Here is a 25,151-nt window from a genome sequence, read left to right on the forward strand (position 1 = left end):
GTGAGGTGAGGGCCAGTCGTTTCCCGCCGCTGGCGGCGGGGGCGGGGGGCCGGCAGTGGATGGGCTGGTCCAGCTGGGTCTCAGTCCGGTCCGGTAGCACCCGGATCGGCGTCAGCACGAGGGATCGGAGTTCTGCGTGGACATCGTCGTCAAGGGCCGCAAGACCGAGGTGCCCAAGAGGTTCCGCGAGCACGTGGCCGAGAAGCTGGAGAAGGTCCAGAAGTTCGACGGCAAGGTGATCAGCCTCGACGTCGAGGTGTCCAAGGAGCACAACCCGCGGCAGGCCGACCGGTCCGAGCGGGTGGAGATCACTCTCCGTACCCGTGGGCCGGTGATCCGGGCCGAAGCCGCCGCCGCCGACCCGTACGCGGCGCTCGACCTGGCCTCGGCGAAGCTCGACGCCCAGCTGCGCAAGTCCGCGGACCGGCGCCGAGTGCACAAGGGCGGCAACGGCCGCACCCCCATCAGCGTCGCCGAGGCGACCGCGGCGCTGGCCGCGCTGCCGGACACGGCGGCGCCGGAGGGCGAGACCAACGGGGCCGTCCGCAAGACCATGATGGGATCCCTGGAAGTGGAGGGCGAAGGCCCGCTGGTGGTCCGGGAGAAGACCCACCCGGCCGCCCCCATGGCGCTGGACCAGGCGCTGTACGAGATGGAACTGGTCGGCCACGACTTCTACCTCTTCGTGGAGAAGGACAGCGGCCTGCCGAGCGTCGTCTACCGCCGTCGCGGCTACCACTACGGCGTCATCCACCTGGAGACCGACGGGTCGGCCGGCTCGGGCAGTGGTGCGGGCGGGGCGATCGGCGAAAGCGACGACGAGGACTGACCGTCCGAAGACAATCCTGGAGGGGTGACCCCGGCGGCCGAGTCCGCCGGGGTCACCGGCGTTTCGGGGCAGGGCGGGTGGAGCGGGAGTCGAGGGCGGGCCCGGGAGGTCACCCGATGCGGAACGGTGGCGTCGGAGGGTGACCGCAACGGCCGCGCGGCGTGGAATGATTGGCGCACGACGACCCGCGAAGGGGGAGGAGCGGATGGGGGATCACTTCGGGCTGGGGCCCGCTACGGGGCCGGTCACCGGACTGTCACCGGGACCGGAGGAGGAACCCGCGTACGCGCCGCACCGGGGTGAGCCGATCCGCGTGCTGGTGGTGGACGACCACGCGCTGTTCCGCCGGGGACTGGAGATCGTGCTCGCGGAGGAGCCGGACATCAAGGTCGTCGGCGAGGCCGGCGACGGCGCCGAGGCCGTGCTGAAGGCTGCCGACCTGCTGCCGGACATCATCCTGATGGACGTCCGGATGCCGCGCCGCAGCGGGATCGAGGCCTGCACCGCGATCAAGGACGTGGCACCCAGCACCAAGATCATCATGTTGACGATAAGCGACGAGGAGGCCGACCTCTACGAGGCGATCAAGGCGGGCGCCACCGGCTACCTGCTGAAGGAGATCTCCACCGACGAGGTCGCCACCGCGATCCGCGCGGTCGCCGACGGGCAGTCCCAGATCAGCCCGTCGATGGCGTCCAAGCTGCTCACCGAGTTCAAGTCGATGATCCAGCGCCGCTCCGACGACCGGGACCTGGTGCCCGCACCCCGGCTCACCGACCGGGAGTTGGAGGTGCTCAAGCTGGTGGCGACCGGGATGAACAACCGGGAGATCGCCAAGGAGCTGTTCATCAGCGAGAACACCGTGAAGAACCACGTGCGCAACATCCTGGAGAAGCTCCAACTGCACTCCAGGATGGAGGCCGTGGTGTACGCGATGCGCGAGAAGATCCTCGAAATAGGGTGACCCGGCTGCGCCTTGTGCCCTAGCTCGCGAGGAGTTTTTCGAGGGCCGGGCGCAGCCGTTCGTCCGGCAGGGCCTCGACCCGGACGCCGTCGCAGCCCACCCAGGCGGCCGCCTCGCGCAGGGCCGCCGCCAGCGCCTCGACGTGCCGGGCGCCGTGCCCTCGCCCGCCGTCCAGCGAGACCTGACGGGCCACCAGGGTGCGCCCCTCCCGGGCCGGGTCGACCCGGCCCACCAGCCGGCCGCCGGCCAGCAGCGGCATCGCGAAGTAGCCGTGCACCCGCTTGTGCTTGGGCGTGTAGGCCTCCAGCCGGTGCGTCATGCCGAAGATCCGCTCGGTGCGCGCGCGGTCCCAGATCAGCGAGTCGAACGGCGAGAGCAGCGTGGTGCAGTGGCGCCCGCGCGGGGCGGTGGCCAGTGCGGCCGGGTCGGCCCAGGCCGCCGCCGCGGCACCGCCCGGGCCCCAGCCGGCCACCTCGACCGGGACGAGCCCGCAGTCCGCGAGGACCGGGTCCAGCTCCTCGGCGCGCAGCCGGTGGTAGTCCGACAGGTCGGCCCGGGTGGCCACGCCGAGCGCGGCCCCGGCCTGGGCGACCAGGGTGCGCACGCACTCCCGGTCGGTGCGGTCCTGCCCGAACAGCGCCTCGGGGATGGCCTGTTCGGCCAGCGCGTAGACGCGCTTCCAGCTCCGGCGCTCGGTGCAGACCACGTCGCCGAAGGCCAGCGCCCGCTCCACCGCGATCTTGGTGTCCGACCAGTCCCACCACTCGGCGGTCTTCTTGGCGCCGCCCAGCTCCGTGGAGGTCAACGGGCCCTCGGCGCGCAGCTTGTCGAGTACGTGCCGGTACGTCTCGGGCGTCACCTGGTGGCCCCAGAGGTGGCCGCGCTCGCGGTAGCGGCGGCGCCGGAACGCGAACAGCGGCCACTCCTCGACCGGCAGGACGCAGGCCGCGTGCGACCAGTACTCGAAGCTCGTGCCCGCGCCCCAGTACGCCGCCTCGACGGCCGGACGGCCGACCGCGCCGAGTCGGGCGTACGGCACCAGTTCGTGCGAGCGGGCCAGCACCGAGATGGTGTCCAGCTGGACGGCGCCCAGGTGCCGCAGCACCCCGCGCACCCCGGCCCGGCGGTCCGGCGCGCCGAGCAGGCCCTGGGCGCGAAGGGCGATCCGGCGGGCTTCGTCGGCGCTCAGGACGGTGGCGGGCGGCGGGCCGGCGGGGGAGCCGGCGGCAGACAGGGCGGTCATGTCGGCGAGGGTAGTCCGGGGTACCGACAGCGGGTCGGGGTGCGCCGGGGCAGCGGTCAGGGCCGGAGGTCCGGGAGGTCCGGGAGGTCCGAGGCGAGCAGCGAGGCGATCCAGGCGTCGTGGAAGGTGCCGCGCTGCTCGGCGTACGAGCGCAGGGTGCCCTCGAAGCGGTAGCCGACCTTCTCGGCCACCGCGCGGGAGCCCTCGTTGCCCACGTAGGCCTGCCACTCCAGGCGGCGCAGGCCGAGCTCGACCAGGCCGTGGCGGGCGACCGCGCGGGCGGCCTCGACCGTGTAGCCGCGGCCGCGGAACTCCTTCGTCGCCCACCAGCCGACCTCGGCGGAGCCCGGGTCGCCGGGGCGCAGCACGAGGCCCTGGGTGCCGACCAGGGCGTCGGAGCCGCGCTCGAACACGCACCAGATCCGGTTCTCGCCGGTGCGCCAGCCCTGCGCGGCGAGGTCGCGGACGAAGTACTCGGCGTCCTCGCGCCGGTACGGGCTCGGGACGACCGTCCAGCGCTGGATCTCGGCGTCCTGGCAGGCGGCGAAGACGGCGTCGATGTCCGACTCCCGCGGGGCCCGCAGGACGAGGCGGTCCGTGGTGAGGGTGACGGTGCGGGGCTCTTCCATGGGCGGATTATTCCGTGGAAAGAGGAATTCGGGCATCCGAATATCGGGCCGACCCCTCGATCCGCTGACCGGTTTGTCCCGGTGGGCGGTGCTATCGGATCAAGTGCTCGCGCGGGTGACACGGGAATACCGTGCTGACGCACCTCCCGGGGCATTGGACTCCTCGCATACGATGGCCCGTGCGGTGGGGTGAACCCGCCGTGCAGTCGTCCAGTGCCAATACAGGCAAGGAGCCCGCCCAAGTGTCCGTCTTCGACAAGATCCTGCGCGCCGGCGAAGGCAAGATCCTTCGCAAGCTGCAGCGGATTGCTGCCCAGGTCAACTCCATCGAAGAGGACTTCGTCAACCTCACCGACGCCGAGCTGCGCGCGCTGACCGACGAGTACAAGCAGCGGCTCGCGGACGGCGAGACCCTGGACGACATCCTCCCCGAGGCGTTCGCCACGGTGCGCGAGGCCGCCAAGCGGGTGCTCGGCCAGCGGCACTACGACGTTCAGCTCATGGGTGGCGCGGCCCTGCACCACGGGTACGTCGCGGAGATGCGCACCGGTGAGGGCAAGACCCTCGTCGGCACCCTGCCCGCGTACCTGAACGCGCTCACCGGCAAGGGCGTCCACCTGATCACCGTCAACGACTACCTCGCCGAGCGCGACTCGGAGTGGATGGGCCGGGTGCACCGCTTCCTCGGCCTCGAAGTCGGCGTGATCCTCGGCAACATGACGCCCGCCGAGCGCAAGCACCAGTACTCGATGGACATCACGTACGGCACGAACAACGAGTTCGGCTTCGACTACCTGCGTGACAACATGGCCTGGTCGAAGGACGAACTCGTCCAGCGCGGCCACAACTTCGCGGTCGTCGACGAGGTCGACTCGATCCTCATCGACGAGGCCCGCACCCCGCTGATCATCTCCGGCCCGGCCGACCAGGCGACCAAGTGGTACGCCGACTTCGCCAAGCTGGTGCTGCGCCTGAAGATCGACCGCGACTACGAGGTCGACGAGAAGAAGCGCACCGTCGGCATCCTGGAGGAGGGCGTCACCCGGGTCGAGGACTACCTTGGCATCGACAACCTCTACGAGTCGGTGAACACCCCGCTGGTCGGCTTCCTGAACAACGCCATCAAGGCGAAGGAGCTGTACCGGGCGGACAAGGACTACGTCGTCATGAACGGCGAGGTCATGATCGTCGACGAGCACACCGGCCGCATCCTGGCCGGCCGCCGCTACAACGAGGGCATGCACCAGGCGATCGAGGCGAAGGAGGGGGTGGAGGTCCAGAACGAGAACCAGACGCTGGCCACCATCACCCTGCAGAACTTCTTCCGCCTGTACGACAAGCTCGCCGGCATGACCGGTACCGGCACCACCGAGGCCGCCGAGTTCCACCAGATCTACAAGCTCGGCGTGGTGCCGATCCCGACCAACAAGAACCCGCTGCGCATCGACCAGCCCGACCTGATCTACAAGTCGGAGCCGGCCAAGTTCGCCGCCGTGGTCGAGGACATCGCCGAGAAGCACGAGAAGGGCCAGCCGGTGCTGGTCGGCACCGTGTCGGTGGAGAAGTCCGAGTACCTGTCGCAGGAGCTGCGCAAGCGCGGCATCCCGCACGAGGTGCTGAACGCCAAGCACCACGAGCGCGAGGCGCAGATCGTCGCGCAGGCGGGCCGCAAGGGCGCCGTGACCGTCGCCACCAACATGGCCGGCCGCGGTACCGACATCATGCTCGGCGGAAACTCCGACCACCTCGCGGCGGCCGAGCTGGCGCAGCGCGGGCTCACCCCGACCGAGACCCCGGAGGAGTACGAGGCCGCGTTCCCCGCCGCCCTGGAGAAGGCCAAGGCCTCGGTCAAGGCGGAGCAGGACGAGGTCAAGGAGGCCGGCGGCCTCTACGTGCTGGGCACCGAGCGGCACGAGTCCCGCCGGATCGACAACCAGCTGCGCGGCCGCTCCGGCCGTCAGGGCGACCCGGGCGAGTCCCGCTTCTACCTGTCGCTGGGCGACGACCTGATGCGCCTGTTCAAGGCCGGCATGGTCGAGCGCGTGCTGTCGATGGCCAACGTGCCCGAGGACGTGCCGATCGAGTCCAAGATGGTCACCCGGGCGATCGCCTCCGCGCAGACCCAGGTCGAGCAGCAGAACTTCGAGATCCGCAAGAACGTCCTCAAGTACGACGAGGTGCTGAACCGCCAGCGCGAGGTCATCTACGGCGAGCGCCGCCGCGTGCTGGAGGGCGAGGACCTGCAGGAGCAGGTCGGCCACTTCATGGACGACACCGTCGAGGCCTACGTCAAGGCGGCCACCGGCGAGGGCTTCGAGGACGACTGGGACCTGGAGAAGCTCTGGACCGCGCTCAAGCAGCTCTACCCGGTCACCCTGGACCTGGAGGAGCTGGAGGAGGAGGCCGGCGGCCCCGCCGCGATGACCTCCGAGTTCCTGGTCAAGGTCGTCCAGGAGGACATCCAGGCGCAGTACGGCGCCCGCGAGGACCAGCTCGGCGCCGAGATCATGCGTGAGCTGGAGCGCCGGGTCGTGCTGTCGGTGCTGGACCGCCGCTGGCGCGAGCACCTCTACGAGATGGACTACCTCCAGGAGGGCATCGGCCTGCGGGCCATGGCGCAGCGCGACCCGCTGATCGAGTACCAGCGCGAGGGCTTCGACATGTTCACCGCGATGATGGAGGGCATCAAGGAGGAGTCCGTCGGCTACCTGTTCAACCTGGAGGTCCAGGTCGAGCAGCAGGTCGAGGAGGTCCCGGTCGCTGACGCCGAGGTGCTGCTCGACAAGCTGGAGAAGGACGCCGCCCGCCCGGAGATCAAGGCCAAGGGCCTGGAGGCCCCGAAGCCGCAGCGGCTGCACTACACGGCCCCCTCGGACGAGGTCGGCGGCGGTGTCATCGAGGGCGACTTCGAGGACCTCGCGCCGGAGGACGAGGGCGACGGGCTGACCCGCGCCGAGCGCCGCAAGGCCGCGAAGTCGGCCAAGGGCCGCCGCCGCAAGGGCTGAGCAGGCCGCAGGACGCCGCACAGGGCGCCGCTCCCGGACGGGGGCGGCGCCCTGTGCCGTTCCCGTCCTTCCCGTCCGCCACGCGGCCGTGGGGGCCGCTGTGGCCGCCCTGGCCGCTGCGACGGCCGTGGTCGTGACGGCCGTGGTCATCGGGCCTCCACGGCGGTGCACTGCCACTGCCCGGCCTGGCCGCGCTGCTCCAGCCGGAAGGCCACCATGTGGTGTCGGCGGCCGAGGTCGACCCGGACGCAGGCCTCGACCGCGTCGGGCGAGGGCGACCGGTCGTGCACCGGGCCCAGCCGGGGCCGGTCGGCGGCGCCGCCGCGGCGCAGCGCGCCGGCCCGGACCAGGGAGGCGAGCTGCCCGTAGCCGTCCAGGCTGGTGTGCCGCATCAGCTGGCCGGAGGGCCGGGCGCCGGTGAGCACCTCGACCAGCTGGTGGGCGAAGCGGGAGGCCAGTGCCCGGGGGTCGTGGCCGGCCGGGCCGGTGCAGGCGGCGCGGGGGTGGCGCGGGCGGCGCCCGGCCGGGTCGTGGGCGGCGGTCGTGCGCGGCCGGCGGTGCGGGCGGGCGGTGAGCGGTGCGGTCACGGCGGGCTCCTCGACACGGTGGTGCGGGTGCGGACGGGTCCTTGCTAGCGGTGAGCCGCGTCGGGCGGCAAGGGCTTTTGCCGCCGCTCCCGGAGTGACCGGCAAGTTCACCTATCCGAGTGAATCGGGCAGTGCGGTGACGGGCCCGGCGCGCGGTCGTGCGGTGCCCGATTGACGTGCGTGGGCGGGCCGTACGGTCCGAAAGGGGACGGTTCGATGCGCCGGACCGGGTGGCCCGAATCGCCTCCCCCGTTGCGGTGCCCGGCCGTCGGCGCGCACCATCGGAGCCTGATCGGGAACCGCGCGGAGCGGGACGGGCCGAGCGGCCACGACCGCACCCACGACGAGGGGCGGTCGCGATGACGACACGGGTAGCGGCGGTTCCGGCCCCGGCGGCCGCGGGCACCGCCCCGCCGACCGGGGACGGACCCCGGCGCGGCCTGGTGCTGGGCGGCGGCGGGATGCTCGGCGCGGCCTGGACGGTCGGCGCGCTCTGCGCCGTCGAGGAGGCCACCGGCTGGCGGCCGGGCCGCGCGGACGTGCTGCTCGGCACCTCGGCGGGCTCGATCCTCGGCGCGATGCTGGCCGGCGGGGTCCGCACCGAGCAACTGCGTGACCACCAGCGCGGCCTGCCGATCACCGACGGCCCGCTGGCCGGGGTGGACTTCGACTACGACACGGCCGCCGGCGGCGCGTTGCCGCCCCGCCCCGGGGCGGGCATCGGCTCGCCCGGCCTGCTGCGGGACGCCGTCCGGCACCCGCGCGAGTATCCGCTGCTGACCATGGTGTCGGCGATGGCGCCGCCCGGCCGCGGTTCGCTGGCCCCGGTCGGCGAGCTGGTGCGCGGCCTGCTCGGCCCGGGCGGCTGGCCGCCGCCGGGCGCCGACGGCGAGGCCGACGCCGATGCCGGGGCGGGGGCGCTGCGGGTGGCGGCCGTGGACTACCGCAGCGGCCGCCGGGTGGTCTTCGGGGACCCGGACGCCCCGGCGGTCGCGGTCGCCGACGCGGTGATGGCCTCCTGCTCGATCCCCGGCTGGTTCGCGCCGGTGCAACTGAACGGCTCGGCGTACGTGGACGGCGGCTGCTGGTCCGCCACCAACGCCGACCTGCTGCTCGGCCGCGGCCTGGACGAGGTGTACGTGCTCGCCCCGATGGCCCTGCGGCTGAGCCCCCGTGCCGACCGCGCCGACCGCGCCGACGGCACCGACCGCGCCGACCGAGCCGACGCCGGCGGGGTCGCCGGCACCAGCGGGCTCGCGGGCTCCCTCGCCGCGCTGCGCGAGTGGCGCGCCCGGGACCGCCCGCGCGGCGTGCTGGCCCAACTGGTCAGCCGCTACCGCCGGGCCGTCACCCGGCAGCTGCTGCGCGAGGCCGTGCTGCTGCGGGCCGAGGGCGTACGGGTGCGGCTGCTAGCGCCGACGCCGGCCGACCTGGCCGTGATGGGCCCGAACATGATGGACCCGGCCCGCCGCGACGCGGTGCTGGAGAGCGCCCTGCGCACGTGCGGTGAGGCCCTGCGGGCCGCCCGCTGAGTCGGGCCGAGGTGATCACGCCCGGCCCGGCGGCGCTTATTCTTGGGGCGCTGGAAGCTGTGCCGCTGGACGAACCGGAGAGTGCCACCGATGCGCGTGTACGTGCCCACCACCCTGAACGGCCTGGCGGCGGCGCACCCGGGTGGTGCCCTGGACCAGTCCGCGGCCTACGCCGTGACGCCCGCGCTGCGCGAGTGGTACGTCAGTGACGACCTGGAGGAGCTGGAGTACGCGGCGCTGAACCGGGCCGCGCAGTCCTCCCTGCGGCTGCTGGCCGCCGACCCGGACGCCCCGCGCCGCCGGGTCGTGGTGGCCCTGGACGTGGCCGACTCGGCCGTCCGGCCGTTCCCCGGCGACGAGTACCAGGACCAGGCCTCGCTCGGCCGGGTGGTGCTGGCCGGCCCGCTGCCGCTGGCGAAGGCGGCGGCGGTGCACGCGGACGTCGCCGACGGCGAGGTGGTCGAGGACGTCGCGGCGGCGGTGGCGGCGGTGGCCGCGGCCGACGCGGGCGACCAGGACGCCCAGTTCACCGTGGACGGGGCCGAGGACCACGACCTGCTCTGGTTCGCGACCCAGGAGATCTCCGCGCTGCTGGCCTGAACGGCCGGCCGCGCCCGAGCGGAGCGGCAGGGTGCGTGAGCCTCGTCCTACCGGCGTGTCGGTGGTCGGGGCTACCGTTTCGCGCGTGGCTACACACATCGTTTGGGACTGGAACGGCACGCTCTTCCACGACATGGAGGCGGTGCTCGGCGCGAGCAACGCCGCGTTCGCGACCATCGGCGTCGGGCCGATGACCATGCGGGAGTACCGCGAGCAGTACGAGATCCCGATCCCCCGGTTCTACGAGCGGCTGCTCGGCCGGATGCCGTCCCAGGAGGAGTGGCTCCGGCTGGACGAGGCCTTCCACGACCGCTACCGGGAGCTGAGCCCGGCCTGCGGGCTGACGGACGGCGTGCACGAGCTGATGGACGGCTGGCGGGAAGCCGGGCACAGCCAGTCGCTGCTGTCGATGTACGAGCACGAGAAGCTGCTGCCGCTGGTCGACGCCTTCGGCCTGACCGGCCGGTTCCTGCGGGTGGACGGCCGCAGCGGCCCGTCCGGCGGCCAGAAGGCGGAGCAGCTGGCCCGGCACCTGGCCGCGCTCGGCGAGCGGGTGGACCCGGCCCGTACGGTGCTGATCGGCGACGCCGCGGACGACGCCCGGGCGGCGCTGGGCGCGGGTGCGCGCGCGGTGCTGTACACCGGCGGCTCGCACACCCGGGAGAAGCTGGAGCCGCTCGGAGTGCCGGTGGTGGACAGTCTGGCGGAGGCGGTCGAGCTGGCCGGGCGGCTGGGGCGGGGCTGACCGTCGGTGGTGGGCGTGGCGGGCGCCACGTCCGCCGTCCGCGTGTCTGAGCGGGCGGATCGTGCGGCCGCTGGTCAGGCTGGACCAGGGCCTGTCCGGTGGGATCGGGCCCTCCCACCGGAGCAGTCAGCAGGACGGAGCCGCCATGCCGATCGACGCAGTCACCGAGGTGCCCCTCCCGGTCAACGAGCCGGTGCTGGGGTACGCGCCCGGCAGCCCGGAGCGGGACCGGCTGGTCCGGCGGCTGGACGAGCTGGCGGCCGAGCAGATCCCGTTGCCGATGACCATCGGCGGCGAGCAGAGGTTCGGCGGCGGCGAGCGGATCGACGTCGTCCAGCCGCACCACCACGCCGCCAAGCTGGGGGTGCTGGGCAACGCCACCCGGGAGGACGCCCGCGCGGCGGTGGACTCGGCGCTCGCGGCGGGCCGGCAGTGGCGGTCGCTGTCCTTCGACGACCGGGCGGCGGTCTTCCTGCGGGCCGCCGACCTGCTGGCCGGGCCCTGGCGGGAGACCCTCAACGCGGCCACCATGCTCGGCCAGTCCAAGACCGCGCAGCAGGCCGAGATCGACTCCGCCTGCGAGCTGATCGACTTCTGGCGGTTCAACGTCCGGTTCGCCCGGCGGATCCTGGCCGAGCAGCCGATCTCCGCGCCGGGCGTCTGGAACCGGGTGGACCACCGCCCGCTGGAGGGCTTCGTCTACGCGATCACCCCGTTCAACTTCACCGCGATCGCCGGCAACCTGCCGACCGCCCCCGCGCTGATGGGCAACACCGTGGTCTGGAAGCCCGCGCCGACCCAGACCCTGGCCGCGCACTACCTGATGCGGCTGCTGGAGGCGGCCGGTCTGCCGCCCGGGGTGATCAACCTGGTCACCGGCGACGGCGTCCAGCTGTCCGCGGTCGCCCTCGCCGACCCGGCACTCGCCGGGCTGCACTTCACCGGCTCCACAGCCACCTTCCAGTCGCTCTGGCAGACCATCGGCGCCAACATCGGCGGCTACCGGGCGTACCCGCGGATCGTCGGCGAGACCGGCGGCAAGGACTTCCTGCTGGCCCACCGCTCGGCCGACCCGGCGATCCTGAAGGCGGCGCTGGTCCGCGGCGCGTTCGAGTACCAGGGCCAGAAGTGCTCGGCGCTCTCCCGGGCCTACCTGCCGCGCAGCCTCTGGCAGAAGATCAAGGACGAGCTGGTGGCCGAGGTGGACGCGCTCACGGTGGGCGACGTCACCGACCTCTCCAACTTCATGGGCGCCCTCATCGACCGGCGCGCCTTCGAGAAGAACCGGGACGCCATCGAGCGGGCCAAGGCCGATCCGACGATCGAGCTGGCGGCGGGCGGCCAGTACGACGACGCGATCGGCTGGTTCGTCCGGCCGACCGTCCTGGTCTCCTCCGACTACCGCAACGAGATCTTCCGGACGGAGTACTTCGGTCCGATCCTGGCCGTCCACGTGTACGAGGACGCCCGCTGGGAGGACGTGCTGCGCCGGGTCGACTCCGGCGCTCCGTACGGCCTGACCGGTTCGGTGATCGCGCAGGATCGTTACGCCATCGCCCAGGCGGTCGAGGCGCTGCGGTTCACCGCCGGGAACTTCTACATCAACGACAAGCCGACCGGCGCGGTCGTCGGCCAGCAGCCCTTCGGCGGCGGCCGGGCCTCCGGGACCAACGACAAGGCGGGCGCCGCCCAGAACCTCCTGCGCTGGACGTCGGCCCGCGCGATCAAGGAGACCTTCGTTCCCCCCACGGACCTGCGGTACCCGCACATGGGCTGAGAGTGAACGGAAGGCTCCGGTTTGGACATGGTGTCCAGGACGGACCGATCATCCTGCGGGTTTGCGCCTCCCTGTCCCTGTCCACCTTCGATTGATCCGGTTAGGCTGGCTGGCGTCGTCGGGTGGCTCCGCAGGACGAATCGTCCTACCCGCTGCGAAGGCATTTCATGCGCGCCATGAAGCCTTTTCAGTTGGAAGGTGCGGCAGGATTGCGAGTGACCCGTCGGTGTACACCCACACACCACCGAGTCACGCAACGGCGCGCGACAGGAGCCAAGAAGTCATGCAGACCAAGCTGGACGCAGCCAAGGCCGACCTGCTCAAGAAGGCAGCAGCAGCCGCTGAGAACAGCCAGGTGGGGGGAGCGGCGCCGGGGGAAGGTCTGAGCAACGGCGCTCTGACCGCGTACCTGCACCACTACTACCTCCACACCGCGCCCGAGGACCTGGTCGACCGCGACCCGGTCGACGTCTACGGCGCGGCGGCCTCCCACTACCGGCTGGGCCTCAAGCGCCCGCAGGGCACCGCCGAGGTGCGGGTGTACACCCCCTCGGTCGAGGAGAACGGCTGGTCCTGCGGCCACACCGTGGTCGAGGTCGTCACCGACGACATGCCCTTCCTGGTCGACTCCGTCACCAACGAGCTGTCCCGCCAGGACCGCGCCATCCACGTCGTGATCCACCCCCAGCTGGTCGTCCGCCGTGACATCACCGGCAAGCTGCTGGAGATCCTGGACGTCGACGCCTGCTCCCGCAGCCAGGCCGCCGGCACCGAGTGGCCCGCCGACGCGACCGTCGAGTCGTGGATGCACATCGAGATCGACCGCGAGACCGACCGCGACGACCTGCGCGCGATCGAGACCGACCTGCGCCGGGTGCTCGGCGACGTCCGCGAGGTCGTCGAGGACTGGAGCAAGATGCGCCAGAGCGCGCTGCGCCTGGCCGACGAGCTCGCCGAGGAGCCCCCGACCGGCCTGGCCGAGCAGGAGGTCGGCGAAGCCTGGGAGCTGATGCGCTGGCTCGCCGACGACCACTTCACCTTCCTCGGCTACCGCGAGTACGACCTGGTCGAGCACGAGGGCGAGGAGGTCCTGAAGGCCGTCGCCGGGACCGGCCTCGGCATCCTGCGCTCCGACCCGCACGGCCACGACGACCACCACCACCCGGCCAGCGAGGCCTTCGGCCGCCTCTCCGCGCCGGTCCGCGCCAAGGCCCACGAGAAGAAGCTGCTCGTCCTCACCAAGGCCAACAGCCGCTCCACCGTGCACCGCCCGTCCTACCTGGACTACGTCGGCGTCAAGAAGTTCAACGCCGCCGGCGAGCCGATCGGCGAGCGCCGCTTCCTCGGCCTGTTCTCCTCCGCCGCCTACACCGAGTCGGTCACCCGCATCCCGGTCGTGCGCCGCAAGGTGCAGGAGGTGCTCGAAGGCTCCGGCTTCTCCAGCGAGAGCCACGACGGCCGCGACCTGCTGCAGATCATGGAGACCTTCCCGCGGGACGAGATGTTCCAGACCGCGGCCTCCGAGCTGATCTCCATCGCCACCAGCGTGCTGTACCTCCAGGAGCGCCGTAAGCTGCGGCTCTTCCTGCGCCAGGACGAGTACGGGCGCTACTTCTCCGCGTTCATCTACCTGCCGCGCGACCGCTACACCACCCGGATCCGGCTGCTGCTCACCGACATCCTCAAGGAAGAGCTGAACGGCGCGACCATCGACTACACGGTGTACGCCACCGAGTCGGTGCTGACCCGCCTGCACTTCGTGGTCCGCGTCGCCCCCGGCACCGAACTGCCGCAGCTCACCGACTCCGACATCGAGCGGATCGAGAACCGCCTCGCCGAGGCCGCCCGGTTCTGGATGGACGGCTTCCACGACCAGCTGCACACCGAACTGGGCGAGGAGAAGGCCGCCGAGCTCGGCCACAAGTACGCCAACGCCTTCCCCGACGGCTACCGCGCCGACTTCCCGCCGCGCACCGCCGTCGCCGACATCAAGCAGATCGAGTCGCTGCACGGCGAGGGCGACTTCCGCCTCAACCTGTACCAGCCGGTCGGCGCCGGCGACGACGAGCGCCGCTTCAAGGTCTACCGGGTCGGCGGCCCGATCTCGCTCACCGAGGTCCTGCCGGTGCTCCAGCGCCTGGGCGTCGAGGTGCTGGACGAGCACCCGTACGCGCTGCGCCGCTCCGACGACACCACCGCGTGGGTGTACGACTTCGGCCTGCGGCTGCGCGAGGCCACCGAGCTCACCGACGAGGCCCGCGAGCGCTTCCAGGAGACCTTCGCCGCCACCTGGACCGGCAAGGCCGAGAACGACGGCTTCAACGAGCTGGTCCTCACCGCCGGGCTGACCTGGCGCCAGGCGACGGTGCTGCGCGCGTACGCCAAGTACCTGCGCCAGGCGGGCTCCACGTTCTCCCAGGACTACATGGAGGACGCGCTCCGCAACAACACCCACACCACCCGGCTGCTGGTCAACCTGTTCGAGGCGCGGCTGAGCCCCAGCCACCAGCAGGGCGCCGCCGAGCTGACCGAGGGCATCCTGGAGGAGCTGTCCGGCGCGCTCGACGAGGTCGTCTCGCTGGACGAGGACCGCATCCTGCGCTCCTTCCTGCACCTCATCACGGCCACCCTGCGGACCAACTTCTTCCAGCACGACGGCTCCGGTGACTGGCACTCCTACGTGTCGATGAAGTTCGACCCGAAGGCCATCCCGGACCTGCCGGCCCCGCGTCCCGCGTTCGAGATCTGGGTGTACTCACCGCAGGTCGAGGGCGTGCACCTGCGCTTCGGCAAGGTCGCCCGCGGCGGTCTGCGCTGGTCCGACCGGCGCGAGGACTTCCGCACCGAGATCCTCGGCCTGGTCAAGGCGCAGATGGTCAAGAACACCGTCATCGTGCCGGTCGGCGCCAAGGGCGGCTTCGTCGCCAAGCAGCTGCCGGACCCGTCGGTCGACCGGGACGCCTGGCTGGCCGAGGGCATCTCCTCGTACAAGACGTTCATCTCCGCGCTGCTCGACATCACCGACAACCTGGTCGCCGGCGAGGTCGTCCACCCGGCCGACGTCGTCCGCCACGACGAGGACGACACCTACCTCGTCGTCGCCGCCGACAAGGGCACCGCGACCTTCTCCGACATCGCCAACGGCGTCGCCGAGTCCTACGGCTTCTGGCTGGGCGACGCGTTCGCCTCCGGCGGCTCGGCCGGCTACGACCACAAGGGCATGGGCATCACGGCCCGCGGCGCCTGGGAGTCGGTCAAGCGCAACTTCCGCGAGCTCGGCGTCGACACCCAGACCGAGGACTTCAAGGTCATCGGCATCGGCGACATGTCCGGCGACGTCTTCGGCAACGGCATGCTGCTCAGCGAGCACATCCGCCTGGTCGCCGCCTTCGACCACCGCCACATCTTCCTCGACCCGAACCCGGACGCCGCCGCCTCCTACGCCGAGCGGCGCCGGCTCTTCGAGCTGCCCCGCAGCTCCTGGGACGACTACGACAAGTCGCTGATCTCGGCCGGCGGCGGCGTCTTCCCGCGCACCGCCAAGTCGATCCAGCTCAGCACGCAGGTCCGGGCCGCCCTCGGCGTCCAGGACACCCGGCTCACCCCGGCCGAGCTGATGAAGGCGATCCTCCAGGCGCCGGTCGACCTGTTCTGGAACGGCGGCATCGGCACCTACGTCAAGGCCTCCACCGAGACCAACGCCGAGGTCGGCGACAAGGCCAACGACGCCATCCGCGTCAACGGCGACCAGGTCCGGGCCCGCGTCATCGGCGAGGGCGGCAACCTCGGCTGCACCCAGCTCGGCCGCATCGAGTACGCCGCGGTCGGCGGCCCCGAGAGCACCGGCGGCTGGATCAACACCGACGCCATCGACAACTCGGCCGGCGTGGACACCTCGGACCACGAGGTCAACATCAAGATCCTGCTCAACCAGGTCGTCGCCGACGGCGACATGACGGTCAAGCAGCGCAACGTCCTGCTCGCCGAGATGACCGACGAGGTCGGCCACCTGGTGCTGCGCAACAACTACGCGCAGAACGTGGTGCTGGCCAACGCCGTCGCCCAGGCGCACAGCATGGTCAACGTCCACTCCCGGATGATCAACCGGCTGGAGTCGGCCGGCCAGCTCGACCGGGGCCTGGAGTTCCTCCCCACCGAGCGCCAGATCCGCGAGCGCCAGCAGAACGGCCGCGGCCTCTCGCAGCCCGAGATGTCCGTCCTGCTCGCGTACACCAAGATCACGCTGGCCGAGGAACTGCTCGCCACCCCGCTGCCCGACGACCCGTACTTCCACACCGCGCTGCACGACTACTTCCCGAGCGCGCTGCGGGCCCGGTTCGCCGACGCGATCGACAACCACGCGCTGCGCCGCGAGATCATCACCACCCTGATCGTCAACGACACGATCAACCGCGGTGGCTGCACCTTCGCCTTCCGGCTGAAGGAGGAGACCGGCGCGACCTACGAGGAGATCGCCCGGACCCACACCGCCGCCAGGGCCGTGTTCGACCTGGAGGACATCTGGGCCGAGATCGAGGGCCTGGACAACGAGGTCACGGCCCGGGTCCAGACCAAGATGCGGCTGCACTCGCGGCGCCTGGTCGAGCGCGCCACCCGGTGGATGCTCAACAACCGCCGCCAGCCGCTCGACATCGCCGGCACCATCGAGTTCTTCCACGACCGGGTCGACCAGGTCTGGGGCTCGCTGCCCAAGCCGCTGCGCGGCGACGACCTGGTCTGGTTCGAGGCCGTCTACAACGAGCTCGCCTCGGCCGGGGTGCCGGAGGATCTGGCCACCCGGATCGCAGGCCTCTCCTCGACCTTCCCGACCCTGGACATCAGCGAGGTCGCGGACCGCTCCGACAAGGACGTCGCCGAGGTCGCCGAGCTCTACTACGACCTCGCCGACCGCCTCCAGATCACCCACCTGCTCGACCGCATCATCGAGCTGCCCCGCACCGACCGCTGGTCGTCGATGGCCCGGGCCGCGATCCGCGAGGACCTCTTCGCGGCGCACGCGGCGCTGACCGCCGACATCCTCGCCTGCGGCCCCGAGGGCGCCACCCCGGAGGAGCGCTACGGCGCCTGGGCGGACCTCAACGCCACCCTGCTGAACCGCGCCAAGAGCACCCTCGACGACATAAGGGGTTCGGACAACTACGAGCTGTCCAGCCTCTCGGTCGCGATGCGCGTCATCCGCACCCTCCTGCGCACGGGTTCCATGCGCTGACGGCAGGCGGCACGGCAAGGCGGCGGGCCCGCGTCCACGGACGCGGGCCCGCCGCCTTTCGTGTCCGCCTTTCGTGTCCGGCCGACGGGCGGTGGATTCCGGACGGTGACGGAATCGTCACGCTGCGCACGGGTCGGGGCTTGGCCGGGATATGTCCCCGCGATTAACGTCGCGCTACGAAGTCCGCCGAGCCCCAACGGAGTTCCCGGTCGACCGTGGAACTTCGCCCCAACTGCCCTTTTTGGTAGCTGTTCTGACCTGCCAGGAGTTGCAGTAGGCTGACCCCGCGATAGGCGTCGCCGCAGGTCCCGTGCCGGAAAGCACCGCGATGTGATGTGACATCAGGTGTCTTTCGGAGGGGGTTCAGGCCGCCAGTCCCATTCGCGCCTCGGGGCCCGGACCGGCTCCACACGGTGCCACCTGAAGAGAGTTTCATGACGTCATTTGTGCAGGAACCCTTTTTCTGGGTCTTCATCGTGGTGATGCTCGTAGCCGTCGGAGCGGCCCTCCAGGCCCGCAGGACGAACCTCGCCCTGCGGCGGCGAAACGTTTCCCTGGAGGAGGCCGGCGCCCTGGCGCAGCGGCAGCGCGACGAGTTCGCCGTGCTGCACGACCACCTGCGGAACCAGCACGCTTCCGAGCTGACGGACGTCCGCCGCGACGCCGAGGAGGACACCAAGGCCGTCCTCAAGGCGGCGATGCGGACGCTGCAGGGCCTGGCCGACGAACAGCAGGTCGTCATCGACAAGGTGCAGCGGAAGTACGGCGACAGCCCGCAGATCCTGGCCGACCTGATGACGATCGACCACACCAACAGCCAGTTCGGCCGGCGCGCCCAGGGCATCGCGGTGCTCTGCGGCGGCTGGCTGGGCCGCCGGGAGAGCGTCGCCTCGGTCTACGACGTGGTCCGCAGCGCCCAGGGCCGGATCCGGCACTTCGACCGGGTACGGATCCACTCCCAGGTCAGCGTCGCGCTCGTCAGCAAGGTCGTCGAGCCGGTCGCCGTCGTGCTGTCCGAGCTGCTCGCCAACGCGACCAACTACTCCGCCCCGGACACCCCGGTGGAGGTCAGCGTCCAGGCCGTCCCCACCGGGGTCTGCCTGATCGTCGACGACGCCGGCCTCGGCATGGGCCAGGAGGAGAAGGACCGCGCGGCGGTGCTCCTGAACCCGGGCGCGCCGATCGGCCTCACCAGCCTGGGCAACCCCCCGAAGTTCGGCTTCGCCGTCTCCGGCATGCTGGCCGCCCGCTACGGCTTCCGGGTCTCCGTCGACTCGGTCTCCCCGTACGGGGGCGTGCGGGCCGTGGTGCTGCTGCCGGCCGAGCTGCTCAGCAGCGAGGTCGCGGCCCCGGCCCCGGCCACCGCCGTGCACGGCGACCACCAGACCGCGCACGGTGACCACCAGGGCGCGCGCGGCGACTACCAGGCCCCGCCGGCGGAGCAGCCCGCGCAGGCCTGGGCGCAGGCCCCCGGTCAGCGGCTCGTGTCGCTGCCCGAACCGGCGACGCCCCTGGCGCCGGTGCCGGCGGCGGTGACGGAACCGGAGATGACCGCGGACGGGCAGCTGCCCCGCCGCCGCCGCCACCGCCCGGTGTCGGTCCTCCCCTCCCCGCAGGACCCCGGCCGGGCCGAGGCGCCGGTGCGGAGCCCCGGCCAGAACACGCCGTCCCGCCTCGGCGCGTTCCAGCGCGGCACGCTGTCCGGGCGTAACACCACGAACACGGAAGGAACCGAGATCCAGTGAGCCGCGATCTGTCCTGGGTGCTCAACGACGTACTCCAGGTACCCGGCGCCCGGCACGCCATCCTCGTCTCCGCCGACGGCCTCCTGCTCGAACGGTCCAGCGAGATAGGCCGTGACGAGGCGGAGACCAACGCCGCCGCGATGAGCTCGATGCAGTCGCTGAGCCGCGCGGTCGCCCCGTTCGTCGGCGGAGACGGCGCAGGCGCCGGGGTCTGGCGCCAGACCCTGCTGGAGTACGACCACGGCTGGATCTTCCTGATCGCGGCCGGCAGCGGTGCGTACCTGGCCGCCTCCACCGCCCCCGACGTCGACATGGAGGCGATGTCCTTCCGGATGCAGCAGCAGGTGGGCGCGCTCGGACGGGCGATGTCGGCGGCGCCGCGCCAGAGCACGCTCAGCGGCTCATGACGGCCGGCGGCGAGGAACAGCGGGTCACCGGCGGCTTCATCCGCTCCTACGTGATCACCGGCGGGCGCGAGTTACCGAGTGCGGAAGCCCTGTCTCTGATCACCTTGGTCACCGTCGCGCCCGAGCAGGACCTCCCTGCCCTGCCGAGCCCGGAGACCCGGGCGATCTGGGAGCTGTGCTCCGGCGGCTACCTCTCGGTGGCCGAGGTCGCGGCCCGGCTGGAGCTGCCGGTGGGAGTCGTGAGGCTGCTGCTGACGGACCTGATCCACGAGGGACGGCTGCTGTGCCGGTCGGCCCCGCCCCCGGCCCAGGCCCCGGATCCGAGACTTCTAGAGAAGGTACTGCATGGACTTCAACGCCGGTTCGCCTGAGGACATCTACGTCCCGGGCGCGGTGACGACCGCGGTCAAGATCCTGGTCGTGGGGCACTTCGCGGTCGGCAAGACCACGCTCATCGGGGCCTTGTCGGAGATCGCCCCGCTGAGCACCGAGGAGAGCATGACGCAGGCGTCCATCCGCGTCGACGACCTCCGCGGCGTACCGGACAAGAAGACCACGACCGTCGCCCTGGACTTCGGCCGGCTGACCCTCGGCGACGACCTGGTGCTGTACCTGTTCGGCACGCCGGGGCAGCAACGGTTCATGCAGCTCTGGGAGGACATGGCGCGGGGCGCGCTGGGAGCGCTGCTGCTGGCCGACCCGACCCGCCTCGCGGACACCTTCCCCGTCATCGACCTGATCGAGCAGTACGGCCTGGAGTACGCCGTGGCGGTCAACAGCTTCGACCGGCAGGACGAGTACACCGAGGACCAGCTGCGCGAGGCACTCGACCTGCTGCCGCACACACCGGTGGTGTTCTGCGACGCGCGGGACCAGCGTTCCTCGGCCAACGCCCTACTGACGCTCGTCCGGCACCTGCTCGACCGCGCCTCCTGACCCCCGCGCCTCCTGACCTCCCCCACGCCTCCCTCCCCTCACGCCTCCCGGGTCCGCACCCGCCCGGGGCCACCTCCAAGGAACGACCCATGGATTCTCCGCAGCGACCCGGCCCGCAGTCGCCTCCGCAGGGCTGCCCGATGCACGTCGGCGTGAGCACACCGCTCTACGGGGAGATGTTCTCGTCCGACCCCGGCGCGGTCTACGACAAGCTGCGCGCCAACGGCCCCGCCGCGCCGGTGGAGTTGGCCCCGGGGGTCGAGGCCACCCTGGTCACCTCGCACGAGGCCGCCCTGCGGGTGCTGCAGAACCCGGGGATGTTCGCCCGGGACTCGCGGCGCTGGGCGGCGCTCAACGAAGGACGGGTGCCGCTGGACAGCCCCGTCCTGCCGATGATGTTCTACCGGCCCAACTGCCTCTTCACGGACGGCGCCGAGCACCTGCGGCTGCGCAAGGCCGTCACCGAGAGCCTGGGTCGGCTCAACGACAACCGGCTCAACCGGCACGTCGAGCGGATCGCCGGCTACCTGATCGACCAGTTCAGTCCGCTGGGCCGGGCCGACCTGCTCAACGACTACGCCAAGCTGCTGCCGCTGCTGCTGTTCAACCAGTTGTTCGGCTGCCCGGCCGACATCGGCGACCGGCTGACCCGCAGCATGTCCGCGCTCTTCGACGGCCTCGACGTGATCCAGGCCAACGAGGAGCTGACCGCCTGCCTGATGGACCTGGTCGCGCTGAAGCGCCGCCAGCCCGGCGACGACATCACCTCGTGGCTCATCCAGCACCCGGCCGGCCTGCGGGACGAGGAGCTCAAGGACCAGCTGGTCATGCTGATGGGCGCCGGTGTCGAGCCCGAGCGCAACCTGATCGGCAACGCGCTGCTCCTGCTGCTGTCCGGCGAGGGCCGCTCCGGACTGCGCATCGAGGACGCCCTCGACGACGTGCTGTGGAACAACCCGCCGATCGCCAACTACGCCACGCACTACCCGATGCAGGACCTCGACGTGGGCGGGGTGCCGATGGACGCGGGCAGCCCGGTGGTGATCAGCTTCGCCGCCGCCAACAGCGACCCCGCGCTGACGGACGCCCGGCTGACCCTCAGCAAGGGGGCCCACCTGGCCTGGGGCGCCGGTCCGCACGCGTGCCCGGCCAAGTCCCCGGCCCAGCTGATCGCCCTGAGCGCGATCGAGTGCCTGCTCAACGCCCTCCCGGACGTCACGCTCGCGGTGCCCGCGGAGAGCGTGGAGTGGCGGCCGGGCCCGTTCCAGCGCGGCCTGGTCTCGCTGCCGGTGCGGTTCAGCCCGGCGCCCGCCCGGACCACGCGGCCGGCCGCGGGAGCGGACACCGCGCCGGGCGGATCGCCGGTCGGCGCCGAGGCGACGCAGGCGTACCCGCAGGCCGGCGCCCCCGCGCCGGGCCGGGCCGGGCAGAAGAAGGGGTGGTGGAGCTCCTTCCTGGACGTCTTCCGGGTCTGACACGCCCCGGGCTCCGATCCGACGCGCCGTCGGAAGCCGTTCCGCCACCGCGGCGTGAACGGAGTCCGACGGCGGTGCGGGTACGTGACAGGGGCAACACGGATCGACGCTTGAGCGCGCTGTTGCTGGGTAGATCGCCGCCGTACTGCCCGCCCGCGCGTTAGGAGCCCCGTGTGACCGCCATGTTGGAAGCCCGCCCCGCGGAACCGGTGAGCCCGGACGGAAGGGTGGTCGACCGCCGCGCCGCCGTGCCGCTCCTGCGCAGGCTGCGGTCGGCCGAGGGACTCGCCGACCCGAGCCCGGTCTACGACGGGCTGCGGGCGCTGGGAGACCTCGTCCCGGCGCCCTGGGGCGGCTACCTCGTCACCGGGTACGACGCGTGCGACCAGGTCCTGCGCGGCCGGACCTGGCTCGTCCCCGACTTCGCCTGGCAGGAGCGGCAGACCGGGACGGAGCGCTGGGAGGCCGTCGCCACCCAGGAGATGAGCCGGACCCTCTCCCGGCTCAACGCCCCCGAGCACACCCGGCAGCGGCGCAGCCTCGGAAACCTCTTCAACCACGCCACCCTGCGGGACATGCAGCCGGAGATCGAGGCCGACGTCACCGGGCTGCTCGACCGCCTGGCCGAGCGAATACGGACGGACGGCGAGGCGGACCTCTCCGCCCTGGTCAGCGAGCAGCTGCCGATCGGCACCGTCGGGCGCTGGCTGGACATCGCCCCGGCGGACCACCCGCACATCCTGACGATGACCCACAACCAGGTGCACGCCCAGGAGCTGCTGCCCACCAAGAGCCAGCTGGCGGTCTCCGAGCAGGCCACCATGGACCTGCGCGAGTACTTCACCCGCCTCGTCCGGGAGCGCCGCGACAACGACGGCGACGACGTGATCGCCGGTTGGATCCGCACCTGGGACGCGCTGGAGTCCGACCGCGAGGCCACCGACCGGATGGTCTACCAGCTCACCATGTTCGTCACCATCGCCTCGCTGGAGACCACGGCGACGCTGCTCTCCTCGCTGGTGTGGTCGCTGCTGCGGTCGCCCGGCCGGTGGGAGTGGCTGCGGGAGCGGCCGGAGCACATCGACGACGCGATCGACGAGGCGCTGCGCCACGACCCGCCGATCCGCGTCAACAGCCGCGTCGCGGGCGAGGACACCGAGCTGGCCGGGGTGTTCCTGCCCAAGGACACCATGGTCCACGTGATGTACGGCGCGGCGAACCGCGATCCGCGCCGCAACCCGGACCCGCACACCTTCGACGTGCTCCGCCGGGGCACCCACCTCACCTTCGGCGGCGGCGCCCACTACTGCCTCGGCGCGGGCCTGGCCAGGCTGGAGGCGCGCGCCCTGCTCGGCCAGTTGCTGCGGCGCTTCCCGACCCTGCGGGCGGTGAGCCCGCCCGAGTACGCACCCCGGATGGTCTTCCACCGGGTGACGTCCCTGAGAGTGGCCGCATGAACGTGTCCCCGCAGGTTCCCCAGGTTCCCCAGGTCCCGCAGTACCCGGAGTACCCGCAGTACCCGCCGCACGCGGCGCAGCCGTCGTACCTCCCGTACCCGTACCCGTACCCGCACCCCGAGCCCGTCGCGTCGAACGCCTCGCCGCCCGGCGCATCGCCCGGCGCATCGCCCGCCCCGGAGCCCGTTCCCGCGCCCGCGGCGGCCCGTACGGTCCGTACCGAGCGCCAGGGCCCCGTGCTCCACATCGAGCTGGACAGCCCGGCGACCGGGAACGCCGTCACCTCGGCCATGCTGGACGAACTCCTCGCCGTGCTGGCCGTACCCGACCCGGCCGTGCGCGTGATCGTTCTGTCCGGGGCCGGCCGGGACTTCTGCCTCGGCGGCGACCGCGACGAACTCTTCGCGGGCCTGGACCAGGACCCGACCGGCGGCGGCATACGGAGCTACGGGGAGAAGGCCCGCAGGGTCTGCGACGCCCTCACCAACAGCTCCGCCGTGACCGTCGCCCGGGTCCAGGGCCGGGCCACCGGCGCCGGCTTCGCCCTGGCGCTCGCCTGCGACCTGCGGGTCGGCGCCGACAACGCCGTCTTCCGGCTGCCCGAGCTGGCCCTGGGCCTGCCCGTCGCCTGGGGCGGCCTGCTGCCCCGGCTGCTCCACGAGGTCGGTGCGGCCAGGGTCCGCGAGATCATCCTCACCAGCCGCCCGGTCGGCGCGGTGGAGGCGCGGGAGCTCGCCATCCTGCAACGCGTCGTCCCCGAGCAGGACCTGGACGGGGCGGTGGCCGAGTGGGTCAGGCCCGTCACCCGCCGCCCCGAGGCCGCACTGCGAGTCACCAAGACGCTGCTCGCCTCCCACGCGGCGGCCACCCGGCTGGCCGACGCCTCCGTGCTCGACGCCGAGTTGATGGCCTCGGTCCTCGCCGCCGCCCACTACACCCGCGGCCTCGCCGCCCAGCCCCCGGCCCACTGACCGGCAGCTGCCGTCCGCCGCCTTCGGAAGGCGGCGGACGGCGGGGTGACCAGTCGTCGGCCGTTCACGGCGACGTCCCTTCCGCCGGTGTGGAAACCGATTGTGGATCATGCCCGCATATTCGCTACCGTGTGTGATCGACATAGGGGAGGGGATCACCGTGGGGATGCGCAGCGCGCGCACGGCGGGGGCCGTACTGACGGTGGCTCTGGTCGTGGCCGGAGCGGCGGCCTGCGAGGGCCGCAAGGACGCGGGGCGGAAGACCGGCGCGACCGCAGCGGTCAGTACGCCGCCGCAGCCGTTCGGCACCGGCGGCTACCGCGGACTGCAGCTGTCGATGACCAAGGACGAGGCGCTCGCCTCCGGAGCCCTGGAGCCGTCGCCGGTCTCGCTGTTCAACGGCTGCACCGACTACGCGTACAAGGGCGGCCCGGCGCCGGACCAGGCCCGGATGGCGGCCGAGACGGAGGCCCGCGCGAAGTCCGACAAGGCGATTGCCAGGATCGACGAGATGCGGGCGAACCGGAAGCCGTTCGAGACCCTGGCGCCCGGGGCCTCGCTGGAGGAGATGGTGAAGCACAGCGAGCGCCTCCAGGAGCGGCTGAAGCAGGAGGCCGCCGAACGGCAGGAGTCCGACGCGCTGTTCAAGGAGGCGGACGTCATCGTGACCGCCCGTAAGAACCGGGACCAGGCCTTCCTGGCCACCGGCCGGGTCAACTTCGGCACCGAGGGCCTGCGCCAGCTGGTCGCCCCGGCGGACGCCCGCACCGCCGAGGGAGTCGGCGCCGGTTCGACGGAGGACCAGCTCAAGCGAGCCTACGAGGGCAAGGCCCTCAAGCCGACCGAGGACGGCACGTACGAACTCCCGGCCGAGGGCGGCAACGGCGGCCCGGACTGGTTCTACGAGTTCACCATGGCCGAGGGCAAGGTCGCCGGCCTCGCCCTGGTCAAGCACAACACGTACTGCTCCTGAGGAACCGCCGGTAGACCGCGGTCGCACTCTCGATACGGCGACCATC

General features: G+C 72.0%; 19 protein-coding genes. 16 read left to right on the plus strand and 3 right to left on the minus strand.

Annotation, left to right across the window (positions count from 1 at the left end; translation table 11 throughout):
* Window positions 1-136 precede the first annotated feature (136 nt).
* Complete coding sequence (hpf, locus tag ACIQVZ_RS32665; protein ID WP_350887620.1) at window positions 137-829, plus strand: ribosome hibernation-promoting factor, HPF/YfiA family; 693 nt, start codon at window positions 137-139, stop codon at window positions 827-829.
* Between the two features lie 205 nt (window positions 830-1,034).
* Entirely contained in the window at window positions 1,035-1,793 is a 759-nt protein-coding gene (locus ACIQVZ_RS32670; protein ID WP_079135841.1) for a response regulator transcription factor, read from the plus strand.
* Between the two features lie 19 nt (window positions 1,794-1,812).
* On the opposite strand, the gene ACIQVZ_RS32675 is transcribed toward ACIQVZ_RS32670, so the two are convergent.
* Window positions 1,813-3,036 (minus strand): winged helix-turn-helix domain-containing protein, encoded by a 1,224-nt coding sequence (locus tag ACIQVZ_RS32675; protein ID WP_402454960.1) that lies wholly within the window; start codon window positions 3,034-3,036, stop codon window positions 1,813-1,815.
* A 56-nt stretch (window positions 3,037-3,092) separates the two neighbouring features.
* Window positions 3,093-3,665 (minus strand): GNAT family N-acetyltransferase, encoded by a 573-nt coding sequence (locus ACIQVZ_RS32680; protein ID WP_350881073.1) that lies wholly within the window; start codon window positions 3,663-3,665, stop codon window positions 3,093-3,095.
* Window positions 3,666-3,907: 242 nt separating this feature from the next.
* Here ACIQVZ_RS32680 and secA point away from each other — a divergent pair, with 242 nt between their 5' ends.
* Window positions 3,908-6,670: a preprotein translocase subunit SecA gene (gene secA / locus ACIQVZ_RS32685; protein ID WP_350881075.1), complete on the plus strand. Its 2,763-nt coding sequence runs from the start codon at window positions 3,908-3,910 to the stop codon at window positions 6,668-6,670.
* A 146-nt stretch (window positions 6,671-6,816) separates the two neighbouring features.
* Here the strand turns inward: secA and ACIQVZ_RS32690 are convergent, their stop codons facing one another.
* Window positions 6,817-7,257, minus strand: coding sequence for an Rv3235 family protein (locus ACIQVZ_RS32690; RefSeq protein WP_350881078.1), 441 nt, complete (start codon window positions 7,255-7,257; stop codon window positions 6,817-6,819).
* Window positions 7,258-7,616: 359 nt separating this feature from the next.
* Here ACIQVZ_RS32690 and ACIQVZ_RS32695 point away from each other — a divergent pair, with 359 nt between their 5' ends.
* From ACIQVZ_RS32695 to ACIQVZ_RS32755, 13 genes are all read left to right on the plus strand, one after another.
* A complete protein-coding gene (locus ACIQVZ_RS32695; protein ID WP_402454965.1) occupies window positions 7,617-8,789 on the plus strand; it encodes a patatin-like phospholipase family protein in 1,173 nt (390 codons plus the stop codon).
* A gap of 90 nt (window positions 8,790-8,879) precedes the next feature.
* On the plus strand, window positions 8,880-9,389 hold the full coding sequence (locus ACIQVZ_RS32700) for a DUF6912 family protein (protein WP_350881082.1): 510 nt from the start codon (window positions 8,880-8,882) through the stop codon (window positions 9,387-9,389).
* An 85-nt stretch (window positions 9,390-9,474) separates the two neighbouring features.
* Window positions 9,475-10,134 carry an HAD family hydrolase gene (locus ACIQVZ_RS32705; protein ID WP_079135844.1) on the plus strand — a complete coding sequence of 220 codons (660 nt, stop codon included), beginning with the start codon at window positions 9,475-9,477 and terminating at the stop codon, window positions 10,132-10,134.
* A gap of 151 nt (window positions 10,135-10,285) precedes the next feature.
* Window positions 10,286-11,911 (plus strand): L-glutamate gamma-semialdehyde dehydrogenase, encoded by a 1,626-nt coding sequence (pruA, locus tag ACIQVZ_RS32710; protein WP_350881255.1) that lies wholly within the window; start codon window positions 10,286-10,288, stop codon window positions 11,909-11,911.
* Between the two features lie 283 nt (window positions 11,912-12,194).
* On the plus strand, window positions 12,195-17,141 hold the full coding sequence (locus ACIQVZ_RS32715) for an NAD-glutamate dehydrogenase (RefSeq protein WP_402454969.1): 4,947 nt from the start codon (window positions 12,195-12,197) through the stop codon (window positions 17,139-17,141).
* A gap of 434 nt (window positions 17,142-17,575) precedes the next feature.
* Window positions 17,576-18,886, plus strand: a complete 1,311-nt coding sequence (locus tag ACIQVZ_RS32720) for an ATP-binding protein (protein ID WP_350881086.1) — start codon at window positions 17,576-17,578, stop codon at window positions 18,884-18,886.
* The gene (locus ACIQVZ_RS32725; protein WP_350881088.1) at window positions 18,883-19,293 is read left to right on the plus strand and encodes a roadblock/LC7 domain-containing protein; all 411 of its coding nucleotides are present in this window, start codon (window positions 18,883-18,885) and stop codon (window positions 19,291-19,293) included. Before ACIQVZ_RS32720 ends, ACIQVZ_RS32725 begins: the two co-directional genes overlap by 4 nt.
* Window positions 19,290-19,664, plus strand: coding sequence for a DUF742 domain-containing protein (locus ACIQVZ_RS32730; RefSeq protein WP_350881090.1), 375 nt, complete (start codon window positions 19,290-19,292; stop codon window positions 19,662-19,664). The genes ACIQVZ_RS32725 and ACIQVZ_RS32730 overlap by 4 nt, the downstream gene beginning before the upstream one ends.
* Window positions 19,639-20,229 (plus strand): ATP/GTP-binding protein, encoded by a 591-nt coding sequence (locus tag ACIQVZ_RS32735; protein WP_350881092.1) that lies wholly within the window; start codon window positions 19,639-19,641, stop codon window positions 20,227-20,229. Before ACIQVZ_RS32730 ends, ACIQVZ_RS32735 begins: the two co-directional genes overlap by 26 nt.
* Before the next feature lie 89 nt (window positions 20,230-20,318).
* Complete coding sequence (locus tag ACIQVZ_RS32740; RefSeq protein ID WP_402454973.1) at window positions 20,319-21,704, plus strand: cytochrome P450; 1,386 nt, start codon at window positions 20,319-20,321, stop codon at window positions 21,702-21,704.
* A gap of 323 nt (window positions 21,705-22,027) precedes the next feature.
* Window positions 22,028-23,161: a cytochrome P450 gene (locus tag ACIQVZ_RS32745; protein WP_350881259.1), complete on the plus strand. Its 1,134-nt coding sequence runs from the start codon at window positions 22,028-22,030 to the stop codon at window positions 23,159-23,161.
* Window positions 23,158-24,132, plus strand: a complete 975-nt coding sequence (locus ACIQVZ_RS32750) for an enoyl-CoA hydratase/isomerase family protein (RefSeq protein ID WP_402454975.1) — start codon at window positions 23,158-23,160, stop codon at window positions 24,130-24,132. The genes ACIQVZ_RS32745 and ACIQVZ_RS32750 overlap by 4 nt, the downstream gene beginning before the upstream one ends.
* Window positions 24,133-24,265: 133 nt before the next feature.
* Window positions 24,266-25,105 carry a hypothetical protein gene (locus ACIQVZ_RS32755; protein ID WP_402454978.1) on the plus strand — a complete coding sequence of 280 codons (840 nt, stop codon included), beginning with the start codon at window positions 24,266-24,268 and terminating at the stop codon, window positions 25,103-25,105.
* The last annotated feature ends 46 nt before the right edge of the window (window positions 25,106-25,151 follow it).

The organism is Kitasatospora sp. NPDC098663, from assembly GCF_044760075.1.
In the GTDB taxonomy this organism is placed as follows: domain Bacteria; phylum Actinomycetota; class Actinomycetes; order Streptomycetales; family Streptomycetaceae; genus Kitasatospora.

What these genes read in the sequence shown, in the direction of transcription:
- ACIQVZ_RS32735 (WP_350881092.1), top strand. Translation starts at nt 19,639, where the DNA reads ATGGACTTCAACGCCGGTTCGCCTGAGGACATCTACGTCCCGGGCGCG.
- ACIQVZ_RS32750 (WP_402454975.1), top strand. Translation starts at nt 23,158, where the DNA reads ATGAACGTGTCCCCGCAGGTTCCCCAGGTTCCCCAGGTCCCGCAGTAC.
- ACIQVZ_RS32740 (WP_402454973.1), top strand. Translation starts at nt 20,319, where the DNA reads ATGGATTCTCCGCAGCGACCCGGCCCGCAGTCGCCTCCGCAGGGCTGC.
- ACIQVZ_RS32730 (WP_350881090.1), top strand. Translation starts at nt 19,290, where the DNA reads ATGACGGCCGGCGGCGAGGAACAGCGGGTCACCGGCGGCTTCATCCGC.
- ACIQVZ_RS32680 (WP_350881073.1), bottom strand. Translation starts at nt 3,665, where the DNA reads ATGGAAGAGCCCCGCACCGTCACCCTCACCACGGACCGCCTCGTCCTG.
- ACIQVZ_RS32695 (WP_402454965.1), top strand. Translation starts at nt 7,617, where the DNA reads ATGACGACACGGGTAGCGGCGGTTCCGGCCCCGGCGGCCGCGGGCACC.
- ACIQVZ_RS32675 (WP_402454960.1), bottom strand. Translation starts at nt 3,036, where the DNA reads ATGACCGCCCTGTCTGCCGCCGGCTCCCCCGCCGGCCCGCCGCCCGCC.
- ACIQVZ_RS32700 (WP_350881082.1), top strand. Translation starts at nt 8,880, where the DNA reads ATGCGCGTGTACGTGCCCACCACCCTGAACGGCCTGGCGGCGGCGCAC.
- ACIQVZ_RS32670 (WP_079135841.1), top strand. Translation starts at nt 1,035, where the DNA reads ATGGGGGATCACTTCGGGCTGGGGCCCGCTACGGGGCCGGTCACCGGA.
- ACIQVZ_RS32720 (WP_350881086.1), top strand. Translation starts at nt 17,576, where the DNA reads ATGACGTCATTTGTGCAGGAACCCTTTTTCTGGGTCTTCATCGTGGTG.
- ACIQVZ_RS32715 (WP_402454969.1), top strand. Translation starts at nt 12,195, where the DNA reads ATGCAGACCAAGCTGGACGCAGCCAAGGCCGACCTGCTCAAGAAGGCA.